This window comes from Euzebya rosea (assembly GCF_003073135.1).
Classification (GTDB): Bacteria; Actinomycetota; Nitriliruptoria; order Euzebyales; family Euzebyaceae; genus Euzebya; species Euzebya rosea.
The window spans coordinates 112,660-135,086 of the sequence record NZ_PGDQ01000008.1 but is presented as its reverse complement, the minus strand read 5'-3'; the positions used below and the strand labels follow the sequence as shown (position 1 = coordinate 135,086).

Genomic DNA, 22,427 nt, shown 5'->3' with positions numbered 1-22,427 from the left:
CGGCCAACCACACGGGTCGCACCACACCTCCCCCATCCCCTGCAGGAAGGATGGACCGTCCTCGAGGCTCGGACAAGTGGTCGGCCGGGCGATCGGCCTGTCCGGACCACGGCTGGTCGGCGACCTACAGTCTCGTCATCGTCGTCGGGTCCGCAGGGCCATGGGAGGGTGAGCCGATGGGTGGCGAGGTGCTGGGGATCCACGAGGTCGACCGGGCGATGGTGGCCGTGGCCGGCGGCAAGGGTGCCAACCTGGGCGAGCTGACCCGCATCGACGAGGTCACCGTCCCGCCGGGGTTCGTCGTGACCACCGCGGCGTGGGACCGGGTGGTGGCCGGAAGCCCAGACCTGGCCGACCGGCTCGCCATGCTCGAACGCACCGACCCCGGCGACCCCGACGCGCTCCGCACCAGCTGCGAGGACGTCCGCCGGTCGATCGAGGCGATCGTGCTGCCCGACGACCTGGAGCACGAGGTCGTGGCGCGCCTGTCCAGCGACGCCGACGACGTGGCCTGGGCCGTCCGGTCCAGCGGGACCGTCGAGGACCTGCCCACCGCCTCCTTCGCCGGGCAGCACGACTCCTCCCTCGGCGTCACCGGTCAGGCATCGGTCCTGCGGCACATCACCAGGTGCTGGGCCTCGGCGTTCACCGAACGGGCGGTCGCCTACCGGTCGCGGCAGGGCATCGACCATCGGGCCGTGCGCATGGCGGTCGTCGTCCAGCGCATGGTGCGGGCCGACGCGGCCGGGGTCCTCTTCACCGCCGACCCGGTCACCGGCAACCGCACCCTCACCACGGTGGAGGCCGTCCCGGGCCTCGGTGACGCGCTGGTCGGGGGCACCGCCAGCCCCGACAGCTGGACGATCCACGAGGACCGGCTCGTGTCCCGCACGATCGCCACCCCCGACCGGCGGGACGGGCAGACGATCACCGACGGCAGGGCCATCGAGCTCGCCCGCCTCGGCCGACGGATCGAGGCCCACTTCGGGACGCCGCAGGACATCGAGTGGTGCGTTGCCGACGGTGATGTCCACGTGGTCCAGAGCCGGGCCATCACGACCCTCTTCCCCGTTCCCGTGGCGTCCGACGACGCCAGCCACGTCTACGTCTCCGTGGGCCACCAGCAGATGATGACCGACCCGATGACGCCGCTCGGCATCTCGGTGTGGCAGCTGACCAGCCCGGCCCCGATGTGTCATGCCGGAAGCCGGCTGTTCGTCGACGTCACCGCTGCCCTGTCCTCCCCGGTGGCCCGCGACGGGCTCCTCCGAGCGCTCGGCACGTCGGACCCCCTGATCGGTGACGCCCTTCGAACGCTCGTGGCCCGCGAGGGGTTCCTGCCCGACGCCAGCGGCATGCCGTCCGCCCCGTCCGCGGGATCCCGACCGGGGGACGGGCCCCCGACGGACGCCCCGCCAGCGGACGGGCCCTCACCGGACGCCGTGGCCGTCCTGATCCGCGCCATGGCCGCCGAGAACGCCTCGTGTGCGCGACGCATCGCGGGACTGACCGGTACGGCGTTGATCGACTTCGTCCTCGACGACCTCCGTGCGCTTCGCACCACGCTGTTCGACCCACGCAGCCATCAGGTGATCGTGGCCGGGATCGAGGCGGCCACACGGCTCAACGAGCGGTTGTTCGCCTGGCTCGGCGAGCGCAACCTCGCCGACACCCTCGCGTTGTCCGTGTCCGGCAACGTCACCGCCGAGATGGGGCTGGCGCTGCTGGACGTTGCCGACGCAATCCGGCCACACCCGGCGGTCGTGGCGTTCCTCGACGGCGTCGCCCCCGACACGACCGCAGCGGACCTCCTCGAGGAGCTGGGCACCCTGCCGGGTGGAGGTCAGGCGCGCGCGGCGATCGAGTCCTTCCTCGACGTGTACGGGGTCCGCTGCGTCGGCGAGATCGACATCGCCCGCCCCCGATGGCACGAACGCCCCGGCCTGCTGGTGCCGATGATCCTCGCCCATGTCAGGACCGCCGAACCGGGGGCCGCGCAGCGACGTAGCGAGGAGGGACGACAGCGTGCGCGGGCCATGCGAGAGGAGGTGCTGACGCGCGTGCGGCGCCTGCCGGACGGTCACGCCAGGGCCGCCGAGGTCGACGCGCTGATCGGCCGACTCCGGGCCTTCGCTGGCTACCGGGAGTACCCGAAGTACGCCATGGTCGTCCGCTACTGGATCCACCGACAGGCGCTCCTCGGCGAGGCCGACCGGCTGGCCGCTGCCGACGTCATCGAGGACCCCGACGACATCCACTTCCTGTCGCTGCAGGAGTTGCGCGACGTCGTGGACACCCGGCATCTCGACCACGAGCTGGTCGTCCGACGTCGCGAGGCGTTCCGCGCCCACCACGCCCTCGTGCCCCCGCGGGTCATCACCTCCGACGGCGAGGTCGTCACCGGCGACTACCGCCGGGACGACGTGCCTGCCGGGGCGCTGGTCGGCCTCGGTGTCTCGGCCGGCACCGTAGAGGGACGCGCACGGGTCGTCGCCGGGATCGGCGAGGCCGATCTCGCACCCGGCGACATCCTGGTCACCGCGTTCACCGATCCGAGCTGGACCCCCACCTTCCTCGGGATCGACGGGCTCGTGACCGAGGTGGGCGGCCTGATGACCCACGGCGCGGTGATCGCCCGCGAGTACGGGCTGCCCGCCGTCGTCGGCGTCGAGCACGCCACGCAGCTGATCCGGGACGGACAGCGGATCCGCATCCACGGCACCGAGGGGTACGTCGAGATCCTGCCCTGATCGGCGGTGCCGTCCGGGGTCGACCCGCGACGCGTCCCTGCGCGGACGGATCGGCGATGATGGACCCGATGCGGGTCGTGGAGGTCGTCGGCTGGACAGTCGGCGTCGTGCTGGCCTCGTGGGCGGTGATGGTCCTGCTGGCCGCGCGGCTCCCCGAGGGGACGCTGAAGGAGCTGGCGGGGTTCCTCCCGGCCTGCCTGACCACCGTCCGCCGGCTTCGGGCACATCCGGACGTGCCCCGACGGGCGAAGGTCGTCGTGGCGCTGGCCGGCCTGTGGGTCCTGTCACCGATCGACCTCATCCCCGAGTTCCTGCCGGTCATCGGGCCGCTGGACGACGTGGTCGTCGTGGCGCTGGCGTTCCGCTTCGCCGCCCGTCGGGTCCCGAGGTCGGTACTGCTGGAGGCGTGGCCCGCGAACCCGGCAACCATCGAGCGCCTCCTCGGGGCGGAGCGGGCCTGATGCCCGCGCCTTCGTGGACCCGCCGGCAGGTCCTCCGCACGGCGATCGCCACCGGCGGGGTCCTGCTGGGCGCCTGTGCCGAGGAGGTGGTCGAGCCGCCGACCGGCCGTCCCGTCACCCAGCCGACCGCTGCCCTCGTCACCCGCTGGGCCGCTGATCCGCTGGCGGGCGGGAGCTACAGCTTCCTCGCCCTCGGCTCGACGCCCGAGGACCGGGAGATCCTGCGCACCCCGATCGGGGACACGCTCGTCCTCGCCGGCGAAGCGGTCCACGAGGACCACCCGGCCACCGTGCACGGGGCGCTGCTCAGCGGCATCGACGCTGCGGAGCTGGCCTACGACGCCGACGCCGGGTCCGTCGTCGTCATCGGCGCCGGCGCGGCAGGGCTGGCGGCCGCGGCCACCCTGGTCGAGGAGGACATCGACGTCGTGGTCCTGGAGGCCCGGGACCGGATCGGGGGTCGCGTGTGGACCGACCGCTCGCTGGGCTTTCCCGTGGACCTCGGCGCCAGCTGGATCCACGGGACACGCGGCAACCCCCTGACCGACCTGGCCGAGGATGCCGCCGTCGACCTGCACGAGTTCGACTACGACGACGCCGATCGCCGCGAGCTGGACACCGACGAGGGCACCGACGACGTCGACGAGGCCGTCGCGTCGCTGGAGCGCGACCTGGGCGCTGACCTCGACGAGGTGTCCCCCGATGCGGCCCGCGAGGGGGACGAGCTCGGCGGCGGCGACGCCCTCGTGCCGGCCGGGTACCGCTCGCTGCTGGAGGTGCTGGAGGAGGAGATCGACGACCTGCGACTGGGCTCCCCCGTGACCGACGTCGTCCACGGTCCCGACGGGGTGGTGGTCGCCGGGCCGTGGGGTCGGATCGAGGCCGATGCGGTCATCGTCACCGTGCCGCTCGGCGTCCTGAAGGCCGGGACGATCACGTTCGATCCGCCGCTGCCGGCCGCGACTCGAGGGGCCATCGATCGGCTCGGCATGGGGGTGCTCGACAAGGCCGTGCTGGTCTTCGACGAGCCGTTCTGGGCCGAGGACGCGGCCGGCATTCGCATCGTCGGCACCACCGACGGCGAATGGGCCGAGTGGGTCAACCTGCTGCCGGTCGTCGGCCAGCCTGCCCTGATGGGCTTCAACGCCGGCTCGACCGCGCGTCGCCTCGAGGCTCTGGACGACGGTGCCGTCGTCGCCTCGGCACTGGCCGCCCTCCGCGCCGCCTACGGCTGACGGGGCTGGTGGCGGTTGTGACGAGGCGCTGAACCGGCCCGTGTTCGACCGGCCTCGCGACTACGCTCCCCGCGTCCCCCGAGTCCAGGAGCCATTCCCGTGCGTCGCTCGTCGTCCCTGCTCGTCACCGTCCTGGCGCTCGTGCTGTCAGCGGTGCCCGCCGCCGCCCAGTACTCACCCGCCCCCTTCTCCAACACGCCCGACGCGGTGGCCCGCATCGACGGCGCCACCCCGGCCGAGTACGCGGTGAACCTGTCACGAGCCGTCAACGACTTCGGCGTCGACAAGGGCGTGATCGTCTCCGACGCCGCGTTCGCTGACGCGCTGGCCGCCAGCGCGCTGACGGACTTCGGGGCGATCTTCTTCGCCAGTCCGGGCCAGCCGCTGGACGACGACACCCTGGCCGAGCTCGACCGGGTCGTCCTCGATCCGCAGGGCGAGTTCACCATCGTCGGGGGCACCGCCGTCATCGACCCGCAGGTCGAGGCGCAGCTGGCTGCCCTGGCCGGCGACCGTCCCGTCATCCGCCTCGCCGGAACGACCAGGTACGAGACCGCGATCGCGGTCGCCGACTACGTCCTCGGTGACGACGCCGCACCCGCGTCCTACGAGGTCTTCCTGGCGCGGGCCTTCGGCCCCGACGGCAACCCGACCGCGGCGTGGGCCGACAGCGTCGCCGCCGGCCCCGCCGCTGCCCGGGACCGTCGGCCGATCCTGTTCACCCCGACCGAGGAGCTGCACCCCTCCGTCACCTCGTGGCTGGAGGGTCGATCGCCCCGGCGCGTGACCGTGCTGGGCGGGACCTCGGCGATCAGCGCCGGAGCCATGCAGCAGGTCGACGCGCCGGTCCGCCGGGTGGCCGGATCCTCCCGAGACGAAACCGCGGCGGCCATCTTCCGCCAGGTCCTGCGCGACGGGTACGGCGCCCCTCGGCCGATGGCGCTGGTCAACCTGTACGACGAGCAGGGATGGGCGTACGGCCTGGCCGCCGCCCCCGTCGTCGGCCAGTACGGCGGCGGCATCCTCGCCATCAACCCCGAGGTCGACTCCGCGGCGACCCAGGGCGTCCTGGCGTGCGCCCGTCCCACCGAGGTGCTGGTCGCCGGCCCGGTCGCGATGGTCAGCCACGAACGCGTCGACGGGGCGCAGACCTGTCCGGACGGTGGTGGGGCATCCGCCCCGACGGGACCGGTGGAGCTCCGGGGTGACGGGCTCGGCCGGGGCATCGACTTCGGGCAGCCGGCCGACGTCGCCCTCGAGGCGATGATCGCGGAGTTCGGTGCACCGACCAACGACACCGGACGCGTCCAGCCGTCCTGTGAGCTGGCCGGTCCGGACGGGCCCGCCGGGCGGTACGTGACCTTCGACAACGGGCTGACCGCCACGTTCGCCGAAGCCGTCGTCGGCGAGATGTTCTTCGACGGGTGGTTCGTCGACGGCGGGGCGCTGTCCACCCCCGAGGGCGTGACGGTCGGCAGCACCAGCCGGGAGCTCGAGGCCATCCACGCCCACGACTACGTCCTGGCCGAGGGGTCGACGGAGGAGTTCCCCCCGCCCATCGGCTACGTCGACACCGTCCGGGGTCCGATCGACGCCATCCTCGACGGCAACGTCCCGGACTCCCGGGTGACCTCCCTCTACGGCGGCGGGGCCCTGCAGTTCTGCGAGTGATCGGTCGATCCCGCTGACCTCGGGCCCCGTCACGCGTCTGCATCGGGGGGACGTCATGGCGTCGGGCTGAACCGGCGGAGCAGGAGAAGTCCCTGCCGGCGTCGAACAGACCAGCCGAACGACCTGGTGCCTCCCGGCCCCGACGGTCCCGAGCCCAGAACGAGGTTGGTTGTGCGACGTCTCGCAGCGTTGATGGCAGTGGCGATCCTGGCCGGCGGCATGCTGCCCGCCAACGCCGTCCCGGTCCCCGTGATCGCGTCCGACAACGTGGAGCTGCTGTCCACGATCCCCCTGGCGGGCGCGATCTCGACGGCCTTCGACCCGACACGGCCCTACATGTACGTCAACACCACCGAGGGCATCACGGTGTTCGACATCAGCGACCCGGCGCTGCCGGTGCCGGCGGGCAACCTTGTCCTGCCGCACTTCGAGAACGAGGGCATGGCGATCGGGCAGCGCGCGGACGGCACCACGTTCGTGCTGATCGGCATCGACCTGTTCGGCGTCAACCCCGGCGGCCCCGGGCAGGTCACCGTCGACGGCTCCTCGGTCTACGTCGTGGACGTCACCGACCCGGGCGCCCCGACCGTGCGGTCGTGGCTGAACGTGACCTCCTCCACCCACACCATCCAGTGCATGAACCCCGAGTGCACCGTGGCGTGGACCTCCGGCGTCTACGGCGGCGGCAAGATGCACGCCGTCGACATCACCGACCTGTCCGCACCCCGCGAGATCGGGCAGCTGAGCAACATCAACGGCTCCAGCTACGGCGTGCACCAGTGGACGATGGTCGGCGAGGACACCGTCGTCGGGACCGGCGGCCGCGGCACCGGCGTCTACGACGTCAGCAACCCGCTGGCTCCGGTGCCGCTGAACACCACCGACCAGAACGGCTCGCGCGCGCCCTACAACGACTTCATCCAGCACAACGGCGACCTCAAGAACGCCGATCGCCTGCTGGCCCTGGACCTGGACGACCAGCTGGCGCTGGCCAACGCCGATGACTTCAGCATCGACAACGGCAACGTGCTGCTGGTCACCGAGGAGGACTACGACTCACCCGACTGCCAGGGCACGGTCGGCATCGACGCACCCGAGGGTGGCTTCTCGACCTGGGCGGTGCCCTACCTCGACGCCGGCCAGCACCTGGCCGACAACCCGGAGCTGAAGGGCGACGCCGGCACGGTGTACCCGCTGGACACCTGGAACACCGAGCTGTACGACACCGGCATCGCCACCCCCGCCGGCGCGCTCTGCTCGGCCCACTACTTCACCACCCACGAGGCCGGCTTCGTCGCCCAGGGCTGGTACGGGCAGGGCACCCGCATCCTCGACGTGCGCGATCCGTCCGACATCACCCAGGTCGGCTACTTCATCGCCGCCGACACCTCCGAGACCTGGCACGCCTACTGGGTTCCCGAGCGCGACGAGGACGGGGCCGTCACCGGCCACGACACCAACATCGTCTACACGAACGACGCCGTCCGTGGCATCGACGTGCTGCAGGTCGAGCTGCCCGAGACCGCCCCGGAGGACACCCCCGGCGTCATCGCCCCGATCCTCGGGGCCTGGCTGGACCCGGCTGCCGCTCCGCGACTCAGCCCTGCTCGGTTCGGCTGTCGGCTGCCCTCCACCGTGCCGGCCGCTCCCACGACCGACACCGGGGTCGGCGTGTCGCTGCTGGGCACGACCCAGTAGGACAGCCCTCACGGGCGACCGCGGACCGAGCGCCACCCGGCGCTCGGTCGCCACGGGGTCGTGGGTCAGCCGACCGGTGCGGCGAGCAGCTGGGTCAGGCGGATGCTGTTGCCCGAGGGGTCACGGAACCCGGCGTCGATGCCGTAGGGGCGTTCCTCGGGGGCCTCGGTGAACTCCACGCCGGCGGCGGTCAGGCGGGCATGTTCGGCGTGGACGTCGTCGGTGGTCAGGAACATGGTGCCGGCGAAGCCCTTGCCCATCAGGTCGGCCAGCTGCTGGGTGGTGGCCTGGTCCATCATCGGGGGGCCGGGGATCGCCATGAGCACGATCGCGATGTCGTCCTGACCCGGAGGGCCGACGGTCAGCCAGCGGAAGTTCCCCATCTCGGGCAGGGTGACGTCCTCACGGACCTCCATGCCGACCGTGTCGGTCCAGAAGGCCAGCGCCTCGTCCTGGTCGTGCACCCAGAGCTGTGTGGTCGAAATGCGCATCATGTCGGTGAGGATCTCCCGTGTCGTCGAAGGGTTCGGATGCCGCTCGGCTGCCGGCGTGGGCGGCGGTTGCGGTGACAGCGGTCACGGTACGGACGGGCCCGGCCGTTCGTCTTCTCGAAAAGTGCGGTTTGCGGGACGGGAGTTGGCTCGCACCACACACGCCGGGACCCGGGCGAACGTCTGGGCCGGCGGATGCGCTGCTCGGTAGGCCGTCGGGCTCATCCCGTGGATGCGGGTGAAGCTGGAGGTGAACGAGCCCACGCTCTCCAGTCCGACCATGTAGCAGATGGCCGCCACGGTGCGATCGGTGCGGCGGAGCAGTGACGCTGCCCGTTCCAGCCGACGGGTCAGCAGGTACTGGTGCGGTGTCTCGCCGAACGCCTTGCGGAACTCGCGGATGAAGTGGGCCCGGGACAGCCCCGCCGCAGCGGCCATGTCGTCGACGAGGATCGGCTCGGCGTAGCGGGCGTCGGCCAGGTCCCTGGCGCGAAGCAGGTGACGAGACGGCGGGAGTGAGGTCACACGAGCGAGCATGGCACGGGTGGCGAGGCCGGGCGATCGGTCATCTCGACACCGGACAGCCGAAGGCCGCCGTCGCAGGAGACGGCGGCCTCGAGGACCAGCGAACGGCGTGGCCCGTCAGTCGTGGTCAGGTCGTGGAGATCAGCTCGCGGCGCGGCGCCGACGGCGACGGCGCAGCAGCAGCACGGCCAGGAACAGGCCGGCACCGATCGCGTAGTTCTTGGCGCGGTCGGGGTGCTCCTCGACGAAGGTCGAGGCCCGGTCCTGCAGCTCCTCGGCGCGCTCCTGCGCGGTGTCGAGCGCACGCTGGGCATCGCGCTTCAGCTGCTCGGCGTTGCGGTCGGCAACCTCCTTGGGGTGCACACGCTCGACGATCGCGTCGACCGTGCCGACGAGCTCGTCGCGGGTGCGCTCGATCTCGCGCTCCAGGCCGTCCGGGGAGGTGGGGGTGCCGTTCGATGCGGTCTCGGTGTTCATCGGCCGATCTCCTTGGTCGCTGCGACGGTCTCCTTGACCTGGCGGGTGGTGCGGGGGGCGGGCGGAGGGATCTCCTCGGTGTGCTTGCGGCCCATCACGGCAGCGAGGCCGGCGATGACCAGGTACACGATCCCGACGATGGCGAAGCCGGCCCACGTCCAGCCCTCACCCATGGCGGTGCCGATCCCGAACCCGGCGGCGGCCGAGAGCATCAGCACCGACAGGAGGGCGGTGACACCTGCGGCGCTGAACAGGCTGATCCCGGCCACGGCCTCGCGCATGTCCTGCTTGAGCTCGATCTTCGCCAGGGCCACCTCGTCCCGTATGAGGGTCGAGGCCTGCTGGCTGGCCTGCTTGGCCAGCTCGCCGAGGCTCTCCTCGGCGCGTGGGGGTCGTAGGTCGGTGTCCATGCGGTCGTACCTCTTCTGGGGGTCGGGGCTCGTTGCCGGGACACCTTCCCGGTGGGCGAACGGGCAAACGCCGCGACGGTCACCTGCGGTTCGGGCTGGGCCTTGTGCTGGGCCTTGTGCTGGGCCCCCTTCCCGTCCGTAGCGTTCGCCCTCGACCCGGCCCGGGGTGGGCCCGTGCATCGAGGAGACACCGTGTACCTGACCGTCGTGACCTGGCTGACCACACGACTCGCCGACGTGCGCGAGGAGGAGGGGTTCAGCACCGCCGAGCTCCTCGGCAACGCCGCCCTCGCCCTGGCGGTCATCGTCGCCATCTGGGGCGGGCTCAGCGACATGGGCGCCCAGTTCATCGACCGCATGCGCGCGGCGCTGGGCATGTGAGGCCCTCGCGTCGAGGGCGTGACGGGGACGGCGGCCACGTGACGGCGGCCTTCGTGGCGACCACCGGGTTCACGATGCTCCTCCTCGTCGTCGTCGCGAACCTGCTCGTGCTGCGCTACGCCGACGGCATCCTGCAGGCCGCGGTCGAGGAAGGTGTTCGCCAGGGCGTGGCCACCGGCGACCCGGTGTCGTGTGCCGTACGGGTCGGGTCGGTCGTGGCGGATGGACTCGGGCCGATGGCGTCGGATGCCGCCCCGGCCACCTGCACGGTTGCCCCGGAGGGTGCCGCTGCCGAGGTCCACGCCACGTTCGGCGGCTGGCTGCCGCTCGTCCCCACGCACGTCACCTCGGCCACCGCCCACAGCGCGGCGCTCGCCGTCGACTGATGCCGTCCCGGCCAGCACGTGTCGCCGGCGGTGACCAACCGACCGGGCACCGCCGGGCACACGACGACCGGGGCTTCGTCACAGCCGAGTGGATGGTCGGGGTCGCGTTGCTCGTCGTGCCGACGCTGCTGGTCATCGCCGTCCTGCCGAGCTGGGCGGCACGGCACGAGACCGTGGCGGTCGCGGCGCGGGAGGGTGCCCGGGCCGCCGCCGCCGCGACCGACGCCGTCACCGCGCGGGCGGCTGCGGCACGGGCCGCCATGGAGGTGCTCGACCGCCGAGGGCTCCCGACGGACGAGGCGACCGTGACCGTCGACCTGCCGTCCGGCCCGACCCTGCCCCGCGACGGGCAGGTCCGTGTCAGGGTGGTCCTGCCGACCGCGCCCGTGACACTGCCCGGTGGTGGAACCGTCGACGGCCCGTCGGTCACCGGCGAGCACGCCCGAGCCCTCGACCCCTACCGGGGGCGATGACCGCGATGCGGCCCGAGGACCACCGACGCCGCGCCTACCACCGAGGCCCCGCCGCCCACGGCGGCCCCGCCCCACACCGGGGCCCCGCCAACCGTCGAGGCCTCGACGATCCCGCCGGCTGCTGGGCCGAGGACCGGGGATCGGTGACGGCTTGGCTGATGGTCGTGCCGGTCCTGCTCCTGCTGCTCGGGGGCGTCAGCCTGGACCTGTGGTCGGCGGCCTCGGTCCGGGCCCGGCTGGCCGCGGTGGCCGATGACGCCGCGGTTGCCGGCGCCACCGCCCTCGACGACGGCGCGCTGCGTTCGGGCGAGGTCCGGCTCGACCCGTCGGTGGCACGTCAGCGTGCCCTCCGGGCAGTGGACGCCCACCACGACCGCACGCGGGTGGACACCGTCGTCGTCGACGCGACCGAGGCCTCGATCGGGGTCACCGTCACCGGCAACGCGGACCTGCACCTGCTGGGCATGGTCGGGTCGGACCACATCGAGCTGCAGGTGACGGGCCACGCCGCCCCCGACGTGCGACGCCGCCCCTGAACCAGCGCTCAGGCCCGACCCGGACCGATCGTCGACAGGTCGATCAGCACCTCGACCACCGAACCCTCGTTGGCGCTGACCATGGGCATGGGGACGCCCCTGAGCAGCGACAGCATGGCGCGGTTCTCCGCCTGGACGTACGCCGTGGCCGTGCGGAACCCGTTGGCGCTTGCGGCTTCGACCGTGGCCGACAGCAGCTCACGTCCCAGTCCCAGGCGCTGCCAGTCGTCGGCCACCACCACAGCGAGGTCCACGGAGTCCTTCGGGTGGGCCTGGACCAGGTACTGCCCCATCCCGACGACGGTGCGACCGCTGACGGCCAGCAGGGTCTCGCGGTCCCGGTGGTCGACGTCGACGAGGCCGGCGAGCTGGCGGTCCGTCAGCCGGTTGACCGCCGAATGGAAGCGACGGAACCGTGCGGTCGGCGACAGGGTGCGCACGAAGTGGTCGACCGACGACGTGTCGAGCGGCGTGGCGGCGCGGATCACCACGGGGCCGTGTCCGGTGGTGAGCACACGTCGTCGGGTCCAGGACCCTTCGAACAACGATGCGGCGCCCACGAGGGGCATGCCGTCGTCGGCCAGCGAACGGGGACTGGGCCCCGGTGGTGCGGATGCCGGCGGTGTGGCCTGACGCGGCGAGGACAGCGGGACGAGCACGGATACCCCCTTGAGTTCGGAATGTGAACGCAGCATGGCACGACTGAGTTCGGATTGCAAACCCAGAAGTGTGACCCTCCGCCGGGTCGGAGACCGACGGGCTTCGTTGCTACAGTCGGCCCCGTGGTGGCAACGAACGTCGAGGGCGCGACCAGCCCCGCGGTGGGCGATCGAGTTCGACTCGGTGCCCTCCGCGGCAGCGGCCTGCTCCGCCACGACACGTTCCACCACCTGGATCGGCTGACCCAGCTGGCGTCGTCGCTGACCGGTGCCCCGGTGTCGCTGATCTCGATGGTCGACGAGGATCGCCAGTACTTCACCAGCGAGCACGGACTGCACGATCCCTGGGCGAGCGCGCGCGAGACCCCCCTGTCGCACTCGGTCTGCCAGAACGTCGTCACGTCGGAGAAGCCGGTCGTCATCGACGACCTCGGGGCGGACCCGGCGTTCGTGGACCATCCCGCACGGCTGGACATCGGTGTCGAGGCCTACTGCGGCGTACCGATCCGCGATCCGGACGGCAGGATCCTCGGCAGCTTCTGCGTCATCGACGACGAGCGACATGCCTGGGACACGAGGACCGTCCACATCCTCGAGCAGCTCGCGGCCCTCGTGACCGACGCGGTGGCGACCAGCAAGGGCTACACCACGATGGTGCACGACCTGCAGCGCCGCCTGATCCCGCCGTCCCTCCCGCAGCACCCCCACGGTCGGCTGCAGGGCAAGTACCGGCCGGTCCTCGACACCCACGACGTCGGCGGCGACTTCTACGACGCGTTCCTGCGGCCGACCGGCGAGATGGACGTCGTCGTCGGTGACGTCGTCGGCCACGGGGTGACCAGTACCCACGCGGCCGCGCAGCTCCGTGCGGCAGCACGGGCCGTGTTCGCTGGACAGGCGGCGACCCCGGCGGACACGATCAACCGCATCGCGACGGCCTGCGCGGACCTTCCCGGGTGCGACGGCGCGGCGCTGCTGGCGATGCGGATCAGCGCCGACGGCCGGACGGTCCGCTGGGCCCGGGCCGGCGCGATGCCGCCCGTGGTCACGGGCCCGAACCCCCGGGTCCTGCGACAGGGTGCGTCACCTCCCCTCGGCGTGGGTCCCTGTGTGTACGACCCGGCCTGCGAGGTGCGCCTCGAGGACGGCGAGGGCCTGCTGCTGTTCACCGACGGGCTGGTCGAGCGACGGGACGAGGACCTCGACGAGGGGTTCGCCCGCCTGATGACGTGCTGCCGCGAGGGCTCGGCGATGGCACCGGACTGTGACGTCTACGCCCTTGCCCAGAAGGTCTGCCCGCATGCCACCCAGACCGACGACCTGGCGCTGGTGCACTGGGCACCCAAGGACTGACGGCCCCTCTCCGGACGGCTGGCCCGGGGGTGCAGCCGATCGGGGTCAGCCGGTGAAGCCGAAGCCGCTCTCGCCGGCGTAGCGGGCGCGGACGCGGTCGTCCTTGTCGGCCACCATGTCCTTCATGGCCTGCTGGTCCGCCGCGAGCCTGTCGGCCAGCGCGGGGTCGGCCGTGGCGAGCATCCGGACGGCCAGGAGCCCGGCGTTCCTGGCGTTGCCGATCGCGACGGTCGCCACCGGGACGCCACCGGGCATCTGGGCGATCGACAGCAGGGCGTCCATGCCGTTCAGCGCGCCGTTGGGGACGGGCACGCCGATGACCGGCAGTGTGGTGAAGGCCGCGAGCATGCCGGGCAGGTGCGCCGCGCCGCCGGCGCCGGCGATGATCACCTTCAGGCCGCGCTCGGCCGCGGTCGTGCCGTAGTCGGCCAGGACCTGGGGGGTGCGGTGGGCCGAGACGACGCGCACCTCGTGGGGGACGCCGAACTCCTTCAGCACGTCGGCGGCGGCACCCATGACGGGCAGGTCGCTGTCGCTGCCCATGGTGATCCCGACGATGGGGGCCTGGCTCATGTCGTTGCTCCTGCGCTGGTGGTGGCGGTGGTGCCCTCGAGGATCGCCACGGCCCGTCGGGCGCGCTCAGCGACCTCGGCATGATCGGTACCGGTGGCGGTCACGTGGCCGATCTTGCGGCCCGGTCGCACGGACTTGCCGTACAGGTGGATGCGGACGTCGTCGGTGACCGCGGCCACCCGTTCGCGGGGGTCGACGTCGGTCCCGACGACGTTGACCATCACCGTGACCGGCGCGGTCGGGGCGACGGACCCGAGCGGCCAGCCGAGCACCGCCCGGGCGTGGTTCTCGAACTGCGACGTCACGCAGCCGTCGATGGTGTGGTGACCGGAGTTGTGCGGTCGGGGGGCGATCTCGTTGACCAGCACCTGATCGCCGACGACGAACAGCTCGACGGCCAGGACCCCGACGGACTCCACCAGGTCGGCGACGCGTTCGCCCAGCCGCCGCCCCTCGGCCACCATCGAGACCGGCAGGTGGTCGGCGGCGGCGTGCACCTCACGGCACATGCCCTCGACCTGGACCGACTCGACCACGTCGTAGACGGCACGTTCGCCGGTTGCGGAGGTGACCACGAGGACGGCCAGCTCCATCGCCAGGTCCAGGTGGGCCTCGGCCAGCAGCGGCCGGCCGGCCGCGGCAGCCAGCATGTCCTCGGCGGCGGCCAGGTCGTCGGCCACGGAGACCCCGCGGCCGTCGTAGCCACCGCGCGGGGCCTTGAGCACGACGGGCCAGCCGTGCTCGGCAGCGAAGGCCTCGACCTCGGCGGTGGAGGTGACGCGGGCGAACGGCGGCACGGGCAGGCCGGCGTCGGCGAACGCCTGTCGCTGGTGGAGCTTGTCGGTGAACGACAGGGTCGTGCTCGACGGGCGCACCGGGTGGCCGTCGGCCTCCAGCGCCGCGATCGCGTCCAGCGGGACCAGCTCGTGGTCGAAGGTCACCACGTCGACCTGGTCGGCCAGGCGGGTCAGCGCGGCCGGGTCGTCGTGGGCGCCGTCGACCACCTCGAACAGGCCACGGACGCCCTGGTCCGAGGCGCCGGCGAGGACGCGGACGTCCACGCCGAGGCGTGCGGCGTCGAGGGCGGTCATGCGGGCGAGCTGTCCGCCACCGACCATCCCGAGGACGGTGGTGTGGGGCTCACGGGGGCGGGGCTGGGAGGAGGTCGACACGGGCGGCGAGGATACGCCCTGCGTCCGGGACCGCGCCCGACCCGTCGGCCGGTACCGCCCGGTGGCGCTCAGTCCCCCCGGCGTCCAGCGGCGTCGCGGGCCAGGCCCCCGCGGGACAGCGCGTTGGCCGTGCGGTCCCGCGGGCTGGCGTCGACCAGCTCGAATCCGGCGGCCTGCACGGCCTCCCGGGCGTGCTCCAGACGCTGCGGCGACACGCCGTCGTCGGCCCACGGGTCGTCGAGGTCCAGGGCGTTGCGCATCGTCCAGCGGGTGGGGTCGAGGTCGACGTCGACCTGGTCCCACGACAGCGGCATGGCCACCGTCGCCTCGGCCCGGGCACGGGGGCTCCACGCCGCGATCAGCGTCGACCCGCCCCCGCGGGACCAGTCGACCAGCGTCCGCCCCTTGCGCTCGGCCTTGCGCATCTCCACCGTCAGCTCGTCGGGGTGCCGCTCGGCGACCATGCGGGCGATCGCGAGGGTGAGCGGCCGCAGCAGCTCGGGCCCGTAGCGACGCTCGATCGGAACGATCACGTGGACCCCCTTGCCGCCGGAGGTCTTCACCCGGGCCGCCAGCTCGAGCTCGTCCAGGACCTCCTTGACCCACAGGGCCACCCGGCCCGGTGGGACCTGCATCGGGCCGGGATCGATGTCGAACACGAGCTGGTCCGCGCGGTCGGGACGGTCGACGCGAAGCAGCGCCGGATGCAGCTCGATGGTGTTCTGCTGGGCCAGCCACTGGAGGCCGTCGACGTCGTCGACCAGGGCGTAGGCCACCTCGCGGTCGGCCGAGTCGGCCCACACCCGCCATCGGCCGATCGTCTCGGGCGCGTGGTCGGGCAGGTCCTTCTGGAAGAACCCCTTGCCCTGCACGCCCTTGGGGAAGCGCTTGAGCGACAACGGCCGGTCGACCACCTGCGGCAGCAGGCGCGGGGCCGCGTCGGTGACGTAGGCGAACAGGTCCGCCTTGGTCAGGCCGACATCGGGCCACAGGACCTTGTCGGGAGAGGACAGCCGGACGGTCATCGCACCTCGAAGTCCTCCTCGCCGTCGACGGTCGGCCGGTCGTCCACCAGGACCTGGACGACCCGGGCGTCGGACGGCCCGGACCGGCAGAACGCCACGACCCGCTCGACCGCGTCGGCCGGCCCCTGCACCTCCAGCTCCACGGTGCCGTCGGGCCGGTTGCGGATCCACCCGGTCGTGCCGTGCTCACGGGCCGTCCGCTGGGTGGTGGCGCGGTAGAAGACCCCCTGGACGTGCCCCTCGACGCGCACGTGGCGACGGACCTCCCCGCTGGGGGTCGGTCCGGTGTCGGCGGTGGGGGTGATGGGGGTCTCCCGTTCGATCGGCGACGGGGCGGCAGCGACCGTCGTCGCTGCGCGGTGCAGCGTAGTCCTCGGGCACGGGTACGGCTGAAGGGTCGGCAACCTGACGGACGTGTGGAACGGCGGCTCCGGTCCTTTACCCTCGGCGGCCATGAGCGAACTCGACTCCGTCGCCGCACTGCCCGGCGTCACCCGCCTCGGCGCCGGCAAGGTCCGCGAGATCTTCGCGGTCGGCGAGGACCAGCTGCTGCTGGTCGCCAGCGACCGCATCAGCGCCTTCGACGTGGTCATGCCGACCCCGATCCCCGACAAGGGCAAGGTGCTGACGGCCATGACCGCGTTCTGGCTGGACCGGCTGGGGGACGTCGTCGCCACCCACCTGATCGCCACCGACCCGGCGGACTTCCCCGAGGGACTGGCCGACCACGCCGACGTGCTGGCCGGCCGCTCGATGTTGTGCCGACGGGCGCAGCCGCTGGCGATCGAGTGCGTGGCCCGTGGGTACCTGTCGGGATCGGGCTGGAAGGAGTACCGCGCCGACGGGACCGTCTGCGGCATCGCGCTCCCCGAGGGCCTGCAGGAGTCCCAGCAGCTGCCCGAGGTGCTGTTCACCCCGGCGACCAAGGCCGAGCTCGGCGACCACGACGAGAACATCGACTTCGCCACCGCGGTCGACATCGTCGGGCTCGACGTCGCCGAACGTGTCCGCGACCTGACCCTCGAGCTGTACGGCCGGGCGGCCGACCACGCCCGCGAGCGGGGCATCATCCTCGCCGACACCAAGTTCGAGTTCGGCCTCGTGGACGGCGAGATCGTGCTCATCGACGAGGTGCTGACCCCCGACTCGTCCCGCTTCTGGCCCGCCGACGATTACGAACCCGGACGCGCCCAGCGATCGTTCGACAAGCAGTACGTCCGCGACTGGCTCGAGACGCTGGACTGGGACAAGACCCCTCCCGGCCCCGAGCTGCCCGACGAGATCGTGCAGCGCACCCGCTCCCGATACGTTGAGGCCTACGAGCTGCTCACCGGCCTCCCCTTCTCCGACTGGACCTGACATGCCCCGCGTGAACGTCGATGTGATGCTGAAGCACGAGATCCTGGACCCCCAGGGCCAGGCCGTCGAACGTGCCCTGCCCACCATGGGCTTCGAGGGTGTCGCCGAGGTGCGGATCGGCAAGCACATCGAGCTGGTGATCGACGACGACGTGACCGACGTCCAGGGGCTCGCGGAGGCCGTGGCCGACAAGCTGCTGGCCAACCCGGTGATCGAGGCCTACACCGTCACCGTCGTCGACGGCTGATCCGGCATGGCCGGACCGGACCCACAGCCCGGCGCGCGTCGGGCCGTGTCGGTCTACGAGGGCGCCCGGACGGGTGAGCTCGAGGACCCGCTGCTGCCCCGCTGGTTCGTCCTGCTCGGCCTCGCGGCGATCCCCGCGGCCATCGGGGTCCTGATCTGGGCGTTCGTCGCCTTCGGGCCCGAGGAGGTCCCGGTCGCGGCACGGCGTCCACCACCGGTGGAGGGGTCGACCCTGACCACCGCGGTCGGCGAGTACAACGTCGGTGACCTCGACCCGCTCGAGCTGTCGCCGTCCTGCGCGCTGCTCGAGGGCATCCGTGCAGGTGGCACCGCCGTCGACATCGACCGCATCGCCGACGCCGTCGACGAGCTGTGCGAGCTTGTCCTCCCCGAGGCGATCGCACGTCGCCTGCAGTCCTTCGCCCGGGCCGGTGGTGTCGTGCGGTTCGCCCAGTTCGAGGCGACCGGCGTCGACTCGACCCTGGACACCGGAGGGGACGTGCCGGTGGTCCTGGTCAACGCGAGGCTCGCCCGCGACGGGACCGACCCCCTGTGGATCGGGCCGCTGATCGTGCACGACACCACCTGGCTGGAGGAGCCCGTCGGGACCGCCGCGGGAGCCTTGCTCGCACGGCAGGCCGAGGCCGAGATCTGCGGCCGCATGTTCCTGCCCGACGACCGCTCGCGTGCGTGCAACGACGCCGCGGCCCTGCTGGCGCTGGCCGACCCGCTGGGCGCGCTGGAGGCCGAGGGATTCCGGTAGGTCGCGTTTCCGGCGTCGGGTCGTCGGGAACGTGAACGGGTGAACCGACATCACCCAGGAGGTCCCTCACATGCAGGACGTCAACCACGAGATCGACCTACGCACGGCCGAGTCGCCGCGCCACGACCGGGCGGACGACGACGGCGGCGGCGGGATGGGCTACGGCCGCTTCTTCGCCATGATCGCCACCTCGACGGTGGTGATGTTCCTCCTGATGTACCTCAACACCTACGCGTGGGGGCACATCCAGTGGAGCGAGACCCGCGCGTGGATGGCGCTGCTCATGGGATCGGTCATGTCGGCGATCATGATCGGGTTCATGTGGCGCATGTACAGCCGGAAAGGGCTGAACACCGCCATCGTCATCGGATCGGTCATCGTGTTCGCCGGCTCCCTCTTCCTCGTCCGCAGCCAGCTCACCGTCGACGGCAGCGAGTACATGAAGGCGATGATCCCCCACCACTCGATCGCGGTCCTGACGTCCACCCGCGCCGACATCCAGGACGTCCGCGTCCGCCAGCTCGCCGACGAGATTATCCGCGCGCAGCGTCGTGAGATCCAGGAGATGGAGTGGCTGATCGCCGACATCGAGCTGAACGGCGTCGCGGAGACCATCGAGGAGGGCCGCGAGCGTCCCGTGCCCGAGTTCGAGGTCGAGAACCCGCCGGAGGGCAACCCGCTGGACTGACCGGGTACCCTGCCCGGCATGCGCATCGGCATCGTCACCTTCCCGGGCACCTGCGACGACCGCGACACCGCGTACGCGGTCGAGCAGATCGGCCACGACCCCGTTCGCCTGTGGCACGGGGACGCCGACCTCCAGGACGTCGACGCCGTCGTCGTCCCGGGCGGCTTCTCCTACGGTGACTACCTGCGCGCCGGCGCCATCGCGCGCTTCTCCCCCGCGATGAGCTCGATCGTTGAGTTCGCCAACGACGGTGGCCGCGTCCTCGGCATCTGCAACGGCTTCCAGGTCCTCTGCGAGGCCGGGCTGCTGCCCGGTGCCCTGACCCGCAACATCGGCCTGCGGTTCATCCACCGCAACCAGCACCTCTCCTGGGGTCCCGAGGGACGTGTCATCGAGATCCCGCTGAAGAACGGCGAGGGCCGCTTCGTGCACGACGACCCGGCCGCGCTCGCCGCCAACGGCCAGGTGCTGCTGCGCTACTGCCACGCCGACGGCACCGTCGACGAGGCCGCCAACCCCAACGGCAGCGTCGACAACATCGCGGGTGTCACCAACGAGGTCGGCAACGTCGCGGGCCTGATGCCGCATCCCGAGCACGCCGTCGACGCGCTGCTCGGCTCGACCGACGGCAAGGCCTTCCTGCTGGACCGGCTCGTCGGGGCGTCCGTCCCCGCCTGACGGCGGCGCGTCCCCTCCGCCTGACTGCAGGCGTCGGGCCGGGCCGTCGGCCACCCCCGCGGTGGGTGGGTCCGGGCCGCAGCGCGTACCCTCCTCGGCAGTATGAGCACGACTCACGACCACGCTTCCGCGCAGCCGACTCCTGCCCCCGCGCCCGATCCGCGCACCCTGGCCACCGAGCTCGGCCTGACCGACGACGAGTTCGATCGGATCGTCGAGACGCTGGGCCGGCAGCCCTCCCCCGCGGAGCTGGGCACGTACTCGGTGATGTGGTCGGAGCACTGCTCCTACAAGTCCTCCAAGATCTACCTCAAGACCCTGCCGACCGAGGGTGACCGCATCCTCGTCGGTCCCGGCGAGAACGCCGGTGTGGTCGACGTGGGTGACGGGATGGCCGTCACGTTCAAGATCGAGTCCCACAACCACCCCTCCTTCGTCGAGCCCTTCCAGGGTGCGGCGACCGGGGTCGGCGGGATCATCCGCGACATCCTCACGATGGGCGCCCGCCCGATCGCGCTCATGGATCCCCTGCGGTTCGGCGACCCGTCGCTGGACAAGACCAAGTGGGTCGTCGACGGCGTGGTCCGCGGCATCTCCCACTACGGCAACTCCATCGGCGTGCCCACCGTCGGCGGCGAGCTGTCGTTCGACCCCTGCTACAACGGCAACCCGCTGGTCAACGTCTTCTGCGTCGGCACGCTGCCGGCCGACAACATCCAGCTGGCCCGTGCCGAGAACACCGGCGACATCGCCGTCCTGATCGGCCAGCGCACCGGCCGCGACGGCATCGGCGGCGCCAGCATCCTCGCCTCGGACGAGTTCGGCGAGGACGGAGTCGACGACGCCAAGCGCCCCAACGTCCAGGTCGGCGACCCGTTCGCCGGCAAGCAGCTGATCGAGTCGTGCCTCGAGCTGTACCGCACCGACCTGCTGTCGGGCATCCAGGACATGGGTGCGGCGGGCATCGCCTGCTCGACCTCGGAGATGGCGTCGGCCGCGGGCCTCGGCATGAGCGTCGACCTCGACGACGTGCTGCTGCGCGAGGCGTCGATGGACGCCTGGGAGATCCTCTGCTCGGAGTCCCAGGAGCGCATGCTGGCGCTGGTCTCCCCCGACCGCCTGGAGGAGGTGCTGGAGATCTGCCGGCGCTGGCAGATCGACGCCACCCCCATCGGCCGGGTCGTCGAGGGCGACCGCCTGGTCTTTACCCGCCGTGGCGAGCTGGTCCACGACGCGCCCGCCGGGTCGCTGGCCCACGACGGCCCCACCTACGAACGCCCCGTGCGCGACTGGGTGCACCCGAACGCCGACGTCGACGTCGACGCCGAGGCCCCCGAGGGTGACCTGACCGCCCACGCCGAGGCCGTCCTGCTGTCGCCCAACCTCGTGCCGGCCGACTGGGTGACCCAGCAGTACGACTCCATCGTCGGCCACGGCACCGTCGCCGGGATCGGTGGCGACGCCGCGGTCCTCCGGCTGGAGCCCGGGGTCAAGCGCGGCATCGCCATGGCCACCGACGGCAACGGCCGCCTGTGCGCCCTGGATCCGACGGAGGGCGCACGACGCGTCGTCGCCGAGGCCGCTCGCAACGTCGCCTGCACCGGTGCGACCCCGGTGGCCGCCACCAACTGCCTGAACTTCGGATCGCCGGAGCGGCCCGAGATCATGGGCCAGTTCCGCGACGTCATCACCGGCATGGGCGAGGCCTGCATCGCGCTCGGCACCCCCATCACCGGCGGCAACGTCAGCTTCTACAACCAGACCGGTGACGTTGCCGTCCACCCGACGCCGGTCATGGGCGTCCTCGGCATCCACCCCGACGTGACCCGCCCGCTCGGCAGCACCTTCACGGGTGCCGGCCACGCCGTCGTCATCGTCGGCGCCCGCACCGCGCCCGGCCTGGCCGGCAGCGAGTGGGACTGGGTCACCAACGACCGGATCGCCGGACGCCTGGCCCCGATCGACCTCGCGCTGGAGAAGCGCCTGCACGCCTTCCTGGCCGCGGCTGCCGAGGGTGAGGTCGTGAAGAGCGCCCACGACATCGCCGACGGTGGGCTGCTGGCCAACCTCGTCGAGTCCTGCGGCGCCGACGTTGGCGTGACCGTCGACCTGCCCGACGCGCTGCCGGAGTCCCAGATGTGGTTCTCCGAGTCCCCGTCCCGCGTCGTGGTCTCCACCGACGACATCCGCGGCCTGCAGGCCCTGGCCGCCGAGCACGACCTGCACCTCGAGCCGGTCGGCATGACCACCGCCGCCCGTCGCCTGGTCGGCGGCACCCTCGACCTGGACCTCGACGACCTGGCCGCCCGCCGGGCCCGCGTCCTCCCCGACCTGTTCGGCGGCCAGTAGCGGTCGACCCACCCACCCCCGGACGCGTGTCGGGTGTTCGCGACGGGCGGCCCAGAACCCGACAAGCG

25 protein-coding genes are annotated in these 22,427 nt (G+C 72.2%); 16 read left to right on the top strand and 9 right to left on the bottom strand.

Features of this window, described 5'->3' with window-relative positions; genetic code table 11:
* The first annotated feature begins 176 nt into the window (after positions 1 to 176).
* The 5 genes from rph to CUC05_RS12805 all read left to right on the top strand — a co-directional run bounded on the left by rph (position 177) and on the right by CUC05_RS12805 (position 7,815).
* Entirely contained in the window at positions 177 to 2,750 is a 2,574-nt protein-coding gene (gene rph, locus CUC05_RS12825; protein ID WP_108666506.1) for a rifamycin-inactivating phosphotransferase, read from the top strand.
* 59 nt (positions 2,751 to 2,809) lie between these two features.
* Positions 2,810 to 3,211 (top strand): YkvA family protein, encoded by a 402-nt coding sequence (locus tag CUC05_RS26120; RefSeq protein ID WP_420810905.1) that lies wholly within the window; start codon positions 2,810 to 2,812, stop codon positions 3,209 to 3,211.
* Entirely contained in the window at positions 3,211 to 4,446 is a 1,236-nt protein-coding gene (locus tag CUC05_RS12815; RefSeq protein WP_108666505.1) for a flavin monoamine oxidase family protein, read from the top strand. Before CUC05_RS26120 ends, CUC05_RS12815 begins: the two co-directional genes overlap by 1 nt.
* Positions 4,447 to 4,545: 99 nt before the next feature.
* The gene (locus CUC05_RS12810; RefSeq protein WP_108666504.1) at positions 4,546 to 6,117 is read left to right on the top strand and encodes a cell wall-binding repeat-containing protein; all 1,572 of its coding nucleotides are present in this window, start codon (positions 4,546 to 4,548) and stop codon (positions 6,115 to 6,117) included.
* A 171-nt stretch (positions 6,118 to 6,288) separates the two neighbouring features.
* Positions 6,289 to 7,815, top strand: coding sequence for an LVIVD repeat-containing protein (locus CUC05_RS12805; RefSeq protein ID WP_157965513.1), 1,527 nt, complete (start codon positions 6,289 to 6,291; stop codon positions 7,813 to 7,815).
* A 65-nt stretch (positions 7,816 to 7,880) separates the two neighbouring features.
* Here CUC05_RS12805 and CUC05_RS12800 read toward each other — a convergent pair whose 3' ends face one another.
* The 4 genes from CUC05_RS12800 to CUC05_RS12785 all read right to left on the bottom strand — a co-directional run bounded on the left by CUC05_RS12800 (position 7,881) and on the right by CUC05_RS12785 (position 9,718).
* Positions 7,881 to 8,309, bottom strand: a complete 429-nt coding sequence (locus CUC05_RS12800; protein ID WP_108666502.1) for a VOC family protein — start codon at positions 8,307 to 8,309, stop codon at positions 7,881 to 7,883.
* An 81-nt stretch (positions 8,310 to 8,390) separates the two neighbouring features.
* On the bottom strand, positions 8,391 to 8,843 hold the full coding sequence (locus tag CUC05_RS12795; RefSeq protein ID WP_108666501.1) for a helix-turn-helix domain-containing protein: 453 nt from the start codon (positions 8,841 to 8,843) through the stop codon (positions 8,391 to 8,393).
* A gap of 129 nt (positions 8,844 to 8,972) precedes the next feature.
* Positions 8,973 to 9,308: a DUF3618 domain-containing protein gene (locus CUC05_RS12790; RefSeq protein ID WP_108666500.1), complete on the bottom strand. Its 336-nt coding sequence runs from the start codon at positions 9,306 to 9,308 to the stop codon at positions 8,973 to 8,975.
* The gene (locus CUC05_RS12785) at positions 9,305 to 9,718 is read right to left on the bottom strand and encodes a phage holin family protein (RefSeq protein WP_157965512.1); all 414 of its coding nucleotides are present in this window, start codon (positions 9,716 to 9,718) and stop codon (positions 9,305 to 9,307) included. Before CUC05_RS12785 ends, CUC05_RS12790 begins: the two co-directional genes overlap by 4 nt.
* Before the next feature lie 174 nt (positions 9,719 to 9,892).
* On the opposite strand from CUC05_RS12785, the gene CUC05_RS12780 reads away from it, so the two are divergent.
* From CUC05_RS12780 to CUC05_RS12765, 4 genes are read left to right on the top strand one after another with little or no spacing between them, the layout of a single operon-like run.
* Complete coding sequence (locus tag CUC05_RS12780; protein WP_157965511.1) at positions 9,893 to 10,099, top strand: hypothetical protein; 207 nt, start codon at positions 9,893 to 9,895, stop codon at positions 10,097 to 10,099.
* Positions 10,100 to 10,137: 38 nt separating this feature from the next.
* Positions 10,138 to 10,485, top strand: coding sequence for a hypothetical protein (locus tag CUC05_RS12775; RefSeq protein ID WP_108666497.1), 348 nt, complete (start codon positions 10,138 to 10,140; stop codon positions 10,483 to 10,485).
* Positions 10,485 to 10,958 carry a hypothetical protein gene (locus tag CUC05_RS12770; RefSeq protein ID WP_108666496.1) on the top strand — a complete coding sequence of 158 codons (474 nt, stop codon included), beginning with the start codon at positions 10,485 to 10,487 and terminating at the stop codon, positions 10,956 to 10,958. Before CUC05_RS12775 ends, CUC05_RS12770 begins: the two co-directional genes overlap by 1 nt.
* On the top strand, positions 10,955 to 11,494 hold the full coding sequence (locus CUC05_RS12765) for a hypothetical protein (protein WP_108666495.1): 540 nt from the start codon (positions 10,955 to 10,957) through the stop codon (positions 11,492 to 11,494). Before CUC05_RS12770 ends, CUC05_RS12765 begins: the two co-directional genes overlap by 4 nt.
* Before the next feature lie 8 nt (positions 11,495 to 11,502).
* On the opposite strand, the gene CUC05_RS12760 is transcribed toward CUC05_RS12765, so the two are convergent.
* Positions 11,503 to 12,153 (bottom strand): GNAT family N-acetyltransferase, encoded by a 651-nt coding sequence (locus CUC05_RS12760; protein WP_170128001.1) that lies wholly within the window; start codon positions 12,151 to 12,153, stop codon positions 11,503 to 11,505.
* Between the two features lie 126 nt (positions 12,154 to 12,279).
* On the opposite strand from CUC05_RS12760, the gene CUC05_RS12755 reads away from it, so the two are divergent.
* A complete protein-coding gene (locus tag CUC05_RS12755; RefSeq protein ID WP_170128000.1) occupies positions 12,280 to 13,506 on the top strand; it encodes a GAF domain-containing SpoIIE family protein phosphatase in 1,227 nt (408 codons plus the stop codon).
* A 45-nt stretch (positions 13,507 to 13,551) separates the two neighbouring features.
* Here CUC05_RS12755 and purE read toward each other — a convergent pair whose 3' ends face one another.
* The 4 genes from purE to CUC05_RS12735 all read right to left on the bottom strand — a co-directional run bounded on the left by purE (position 13,552) and on the right by CUC05_RS12735 (position 16,680).
* On the bottom strand, positions 13,552 to 14,079 hold the full coding sequence (gene purE, locus CUC05_RS12750; protein ID WP_108666492.1) for a 5-(carboxyamino)imidazole ribonucleotide mutase: 528 nt from the start codon (positions 14,077 to 14,079) through the stop codon (positions 13,552 to 13,554).
* A complete protein-coding gene (locus tag CUC05_RS12745) occupies positions 14,076 to 15,251 on the bottom strand; it encodes a 5-(carboxyamino)imidazole ribonucleotide synthase (protein WP_205712306.1) in 1,176 nt (391 codons plus the stop codon). Before CUC05_RS12745 ends, purE begins: the two co-directional genes overlap by 4 nt.
* 68 nt (positions 15,252 to 15,319) lie before the next feature.
* Positions 15,320 to 16,276, bottom strand: a complete 957-nt coding sequence (ligD, locus tag CUC05_RS12740; RefSeq protein ID WP_108666491.1) for a non-homologous end-joining DNA ligase — start codon at positions 16,274 to 16,276, stop codon at positions 15,320 to 15,322.
* The gene (locus tag CUC05_RS12735) at positions 16,273 to 16,680 is read right to left on the bottom strand and encodes an acylphosphatase (protein WP_205712305.1); all 408 of its coding nucleotides are present in this window, start codon (positions 16,678 to 16,680) and stop codon (positions 16,273 to 16,275) included. The genes ligD and CUC05_RS12735 overlap by 4 nt, the downstream gene beginning before the upstream one ends.
* A gap of 49 nt (positions 16,681 to 16,729) precedes the next feature.
* Between CUC05_RS12735 and CUC05_RS12730 the strand changes: the two genes are divergently transcribed.
* The 6 genes from CUC05_RS12730 (at position 16,730) to purL (ending at position 22,359) form a co-directional block, all read left to right on the top strand.
* Positions 16,730 to 17,635 carry a phosphoribosylaminoimidazolesuccinocarboxamide synthase gene (locus tag CUC05_RS12730; protein ID WP_108666489.1) on the top strand — a complete coding sequence of 302 codons (906 nt, stop codon included), beginning with the start codon at positions 16,730 to 16,732 and terminating at the stop codon, positions 17,633 to 17,635.
* 1 nt (position 17,636) lies between these two features.
* Positions 17,637 to 17,882 (top strand): phosphoribosylformylglycinamidine synthase subunit PurS, encoded by a 246-nt coding sequence (gene purS / locus CUC05_RS12725; RefSeq protein ID WP_108666488.1) that lies wholly within the window; start codon positions 17,637 to 17,639, stop codon positions 17,880 to 17,882.
* Between the two features lie 6 nt (positions 17,883 to 17,888).
* The gene (locus CUC05_RS12720) at positions 17,889 to 18,644 is read left to right on the top strand and encodes a hypothetical protein (protein WP_108666487.1); all 756 of its coding nucleotides are present in this window, start codon (positions 17,889 to 17,891) and stop codon (positions 18,642 to 18,644) included.
* Between the two features lie 154 nt (positions 18,645 to 18,798).
* A complete protein-coding gene (locus CUC05_RS12715; RefSeq protein WP_108666582.1) occupies positions 18,799 to 19,332 on the top strand; it encodes a DUF305 domain-containing protein in 534 nt (177 codons plus the stop codon).
* A gap of 18 nt (positions 19,333 to 19,350) precedes the next feature.
* Entirely contained in the window at positions 19,351 to 20,010 is a 660-nt protein-coding gene (gene purQ / locus CUC05_RS12710; RefSeq protein WP_108666486.1) for a phosphoribosylformylglycinamidine synthase subunit PurQ, read from the top strand.
* A gap of 102 nt (positions 20,011 to 20,112) precedes the next feature.
* Complete coding sequence (gene purL, locus CUC05_RS12705) at positions 20,113 to 22,359, top strand: phosphoribosylformylglycinamidine synthase subunit PurL (RefSeq protein ID WP_108666485.1); 2,247 nt, start codon at positions 20,113 to 20,115, stop codon at positions 22,357 to 22,359.
* Positions 22,360 to 22,427 lie beyond the last annotated feature (68 nt).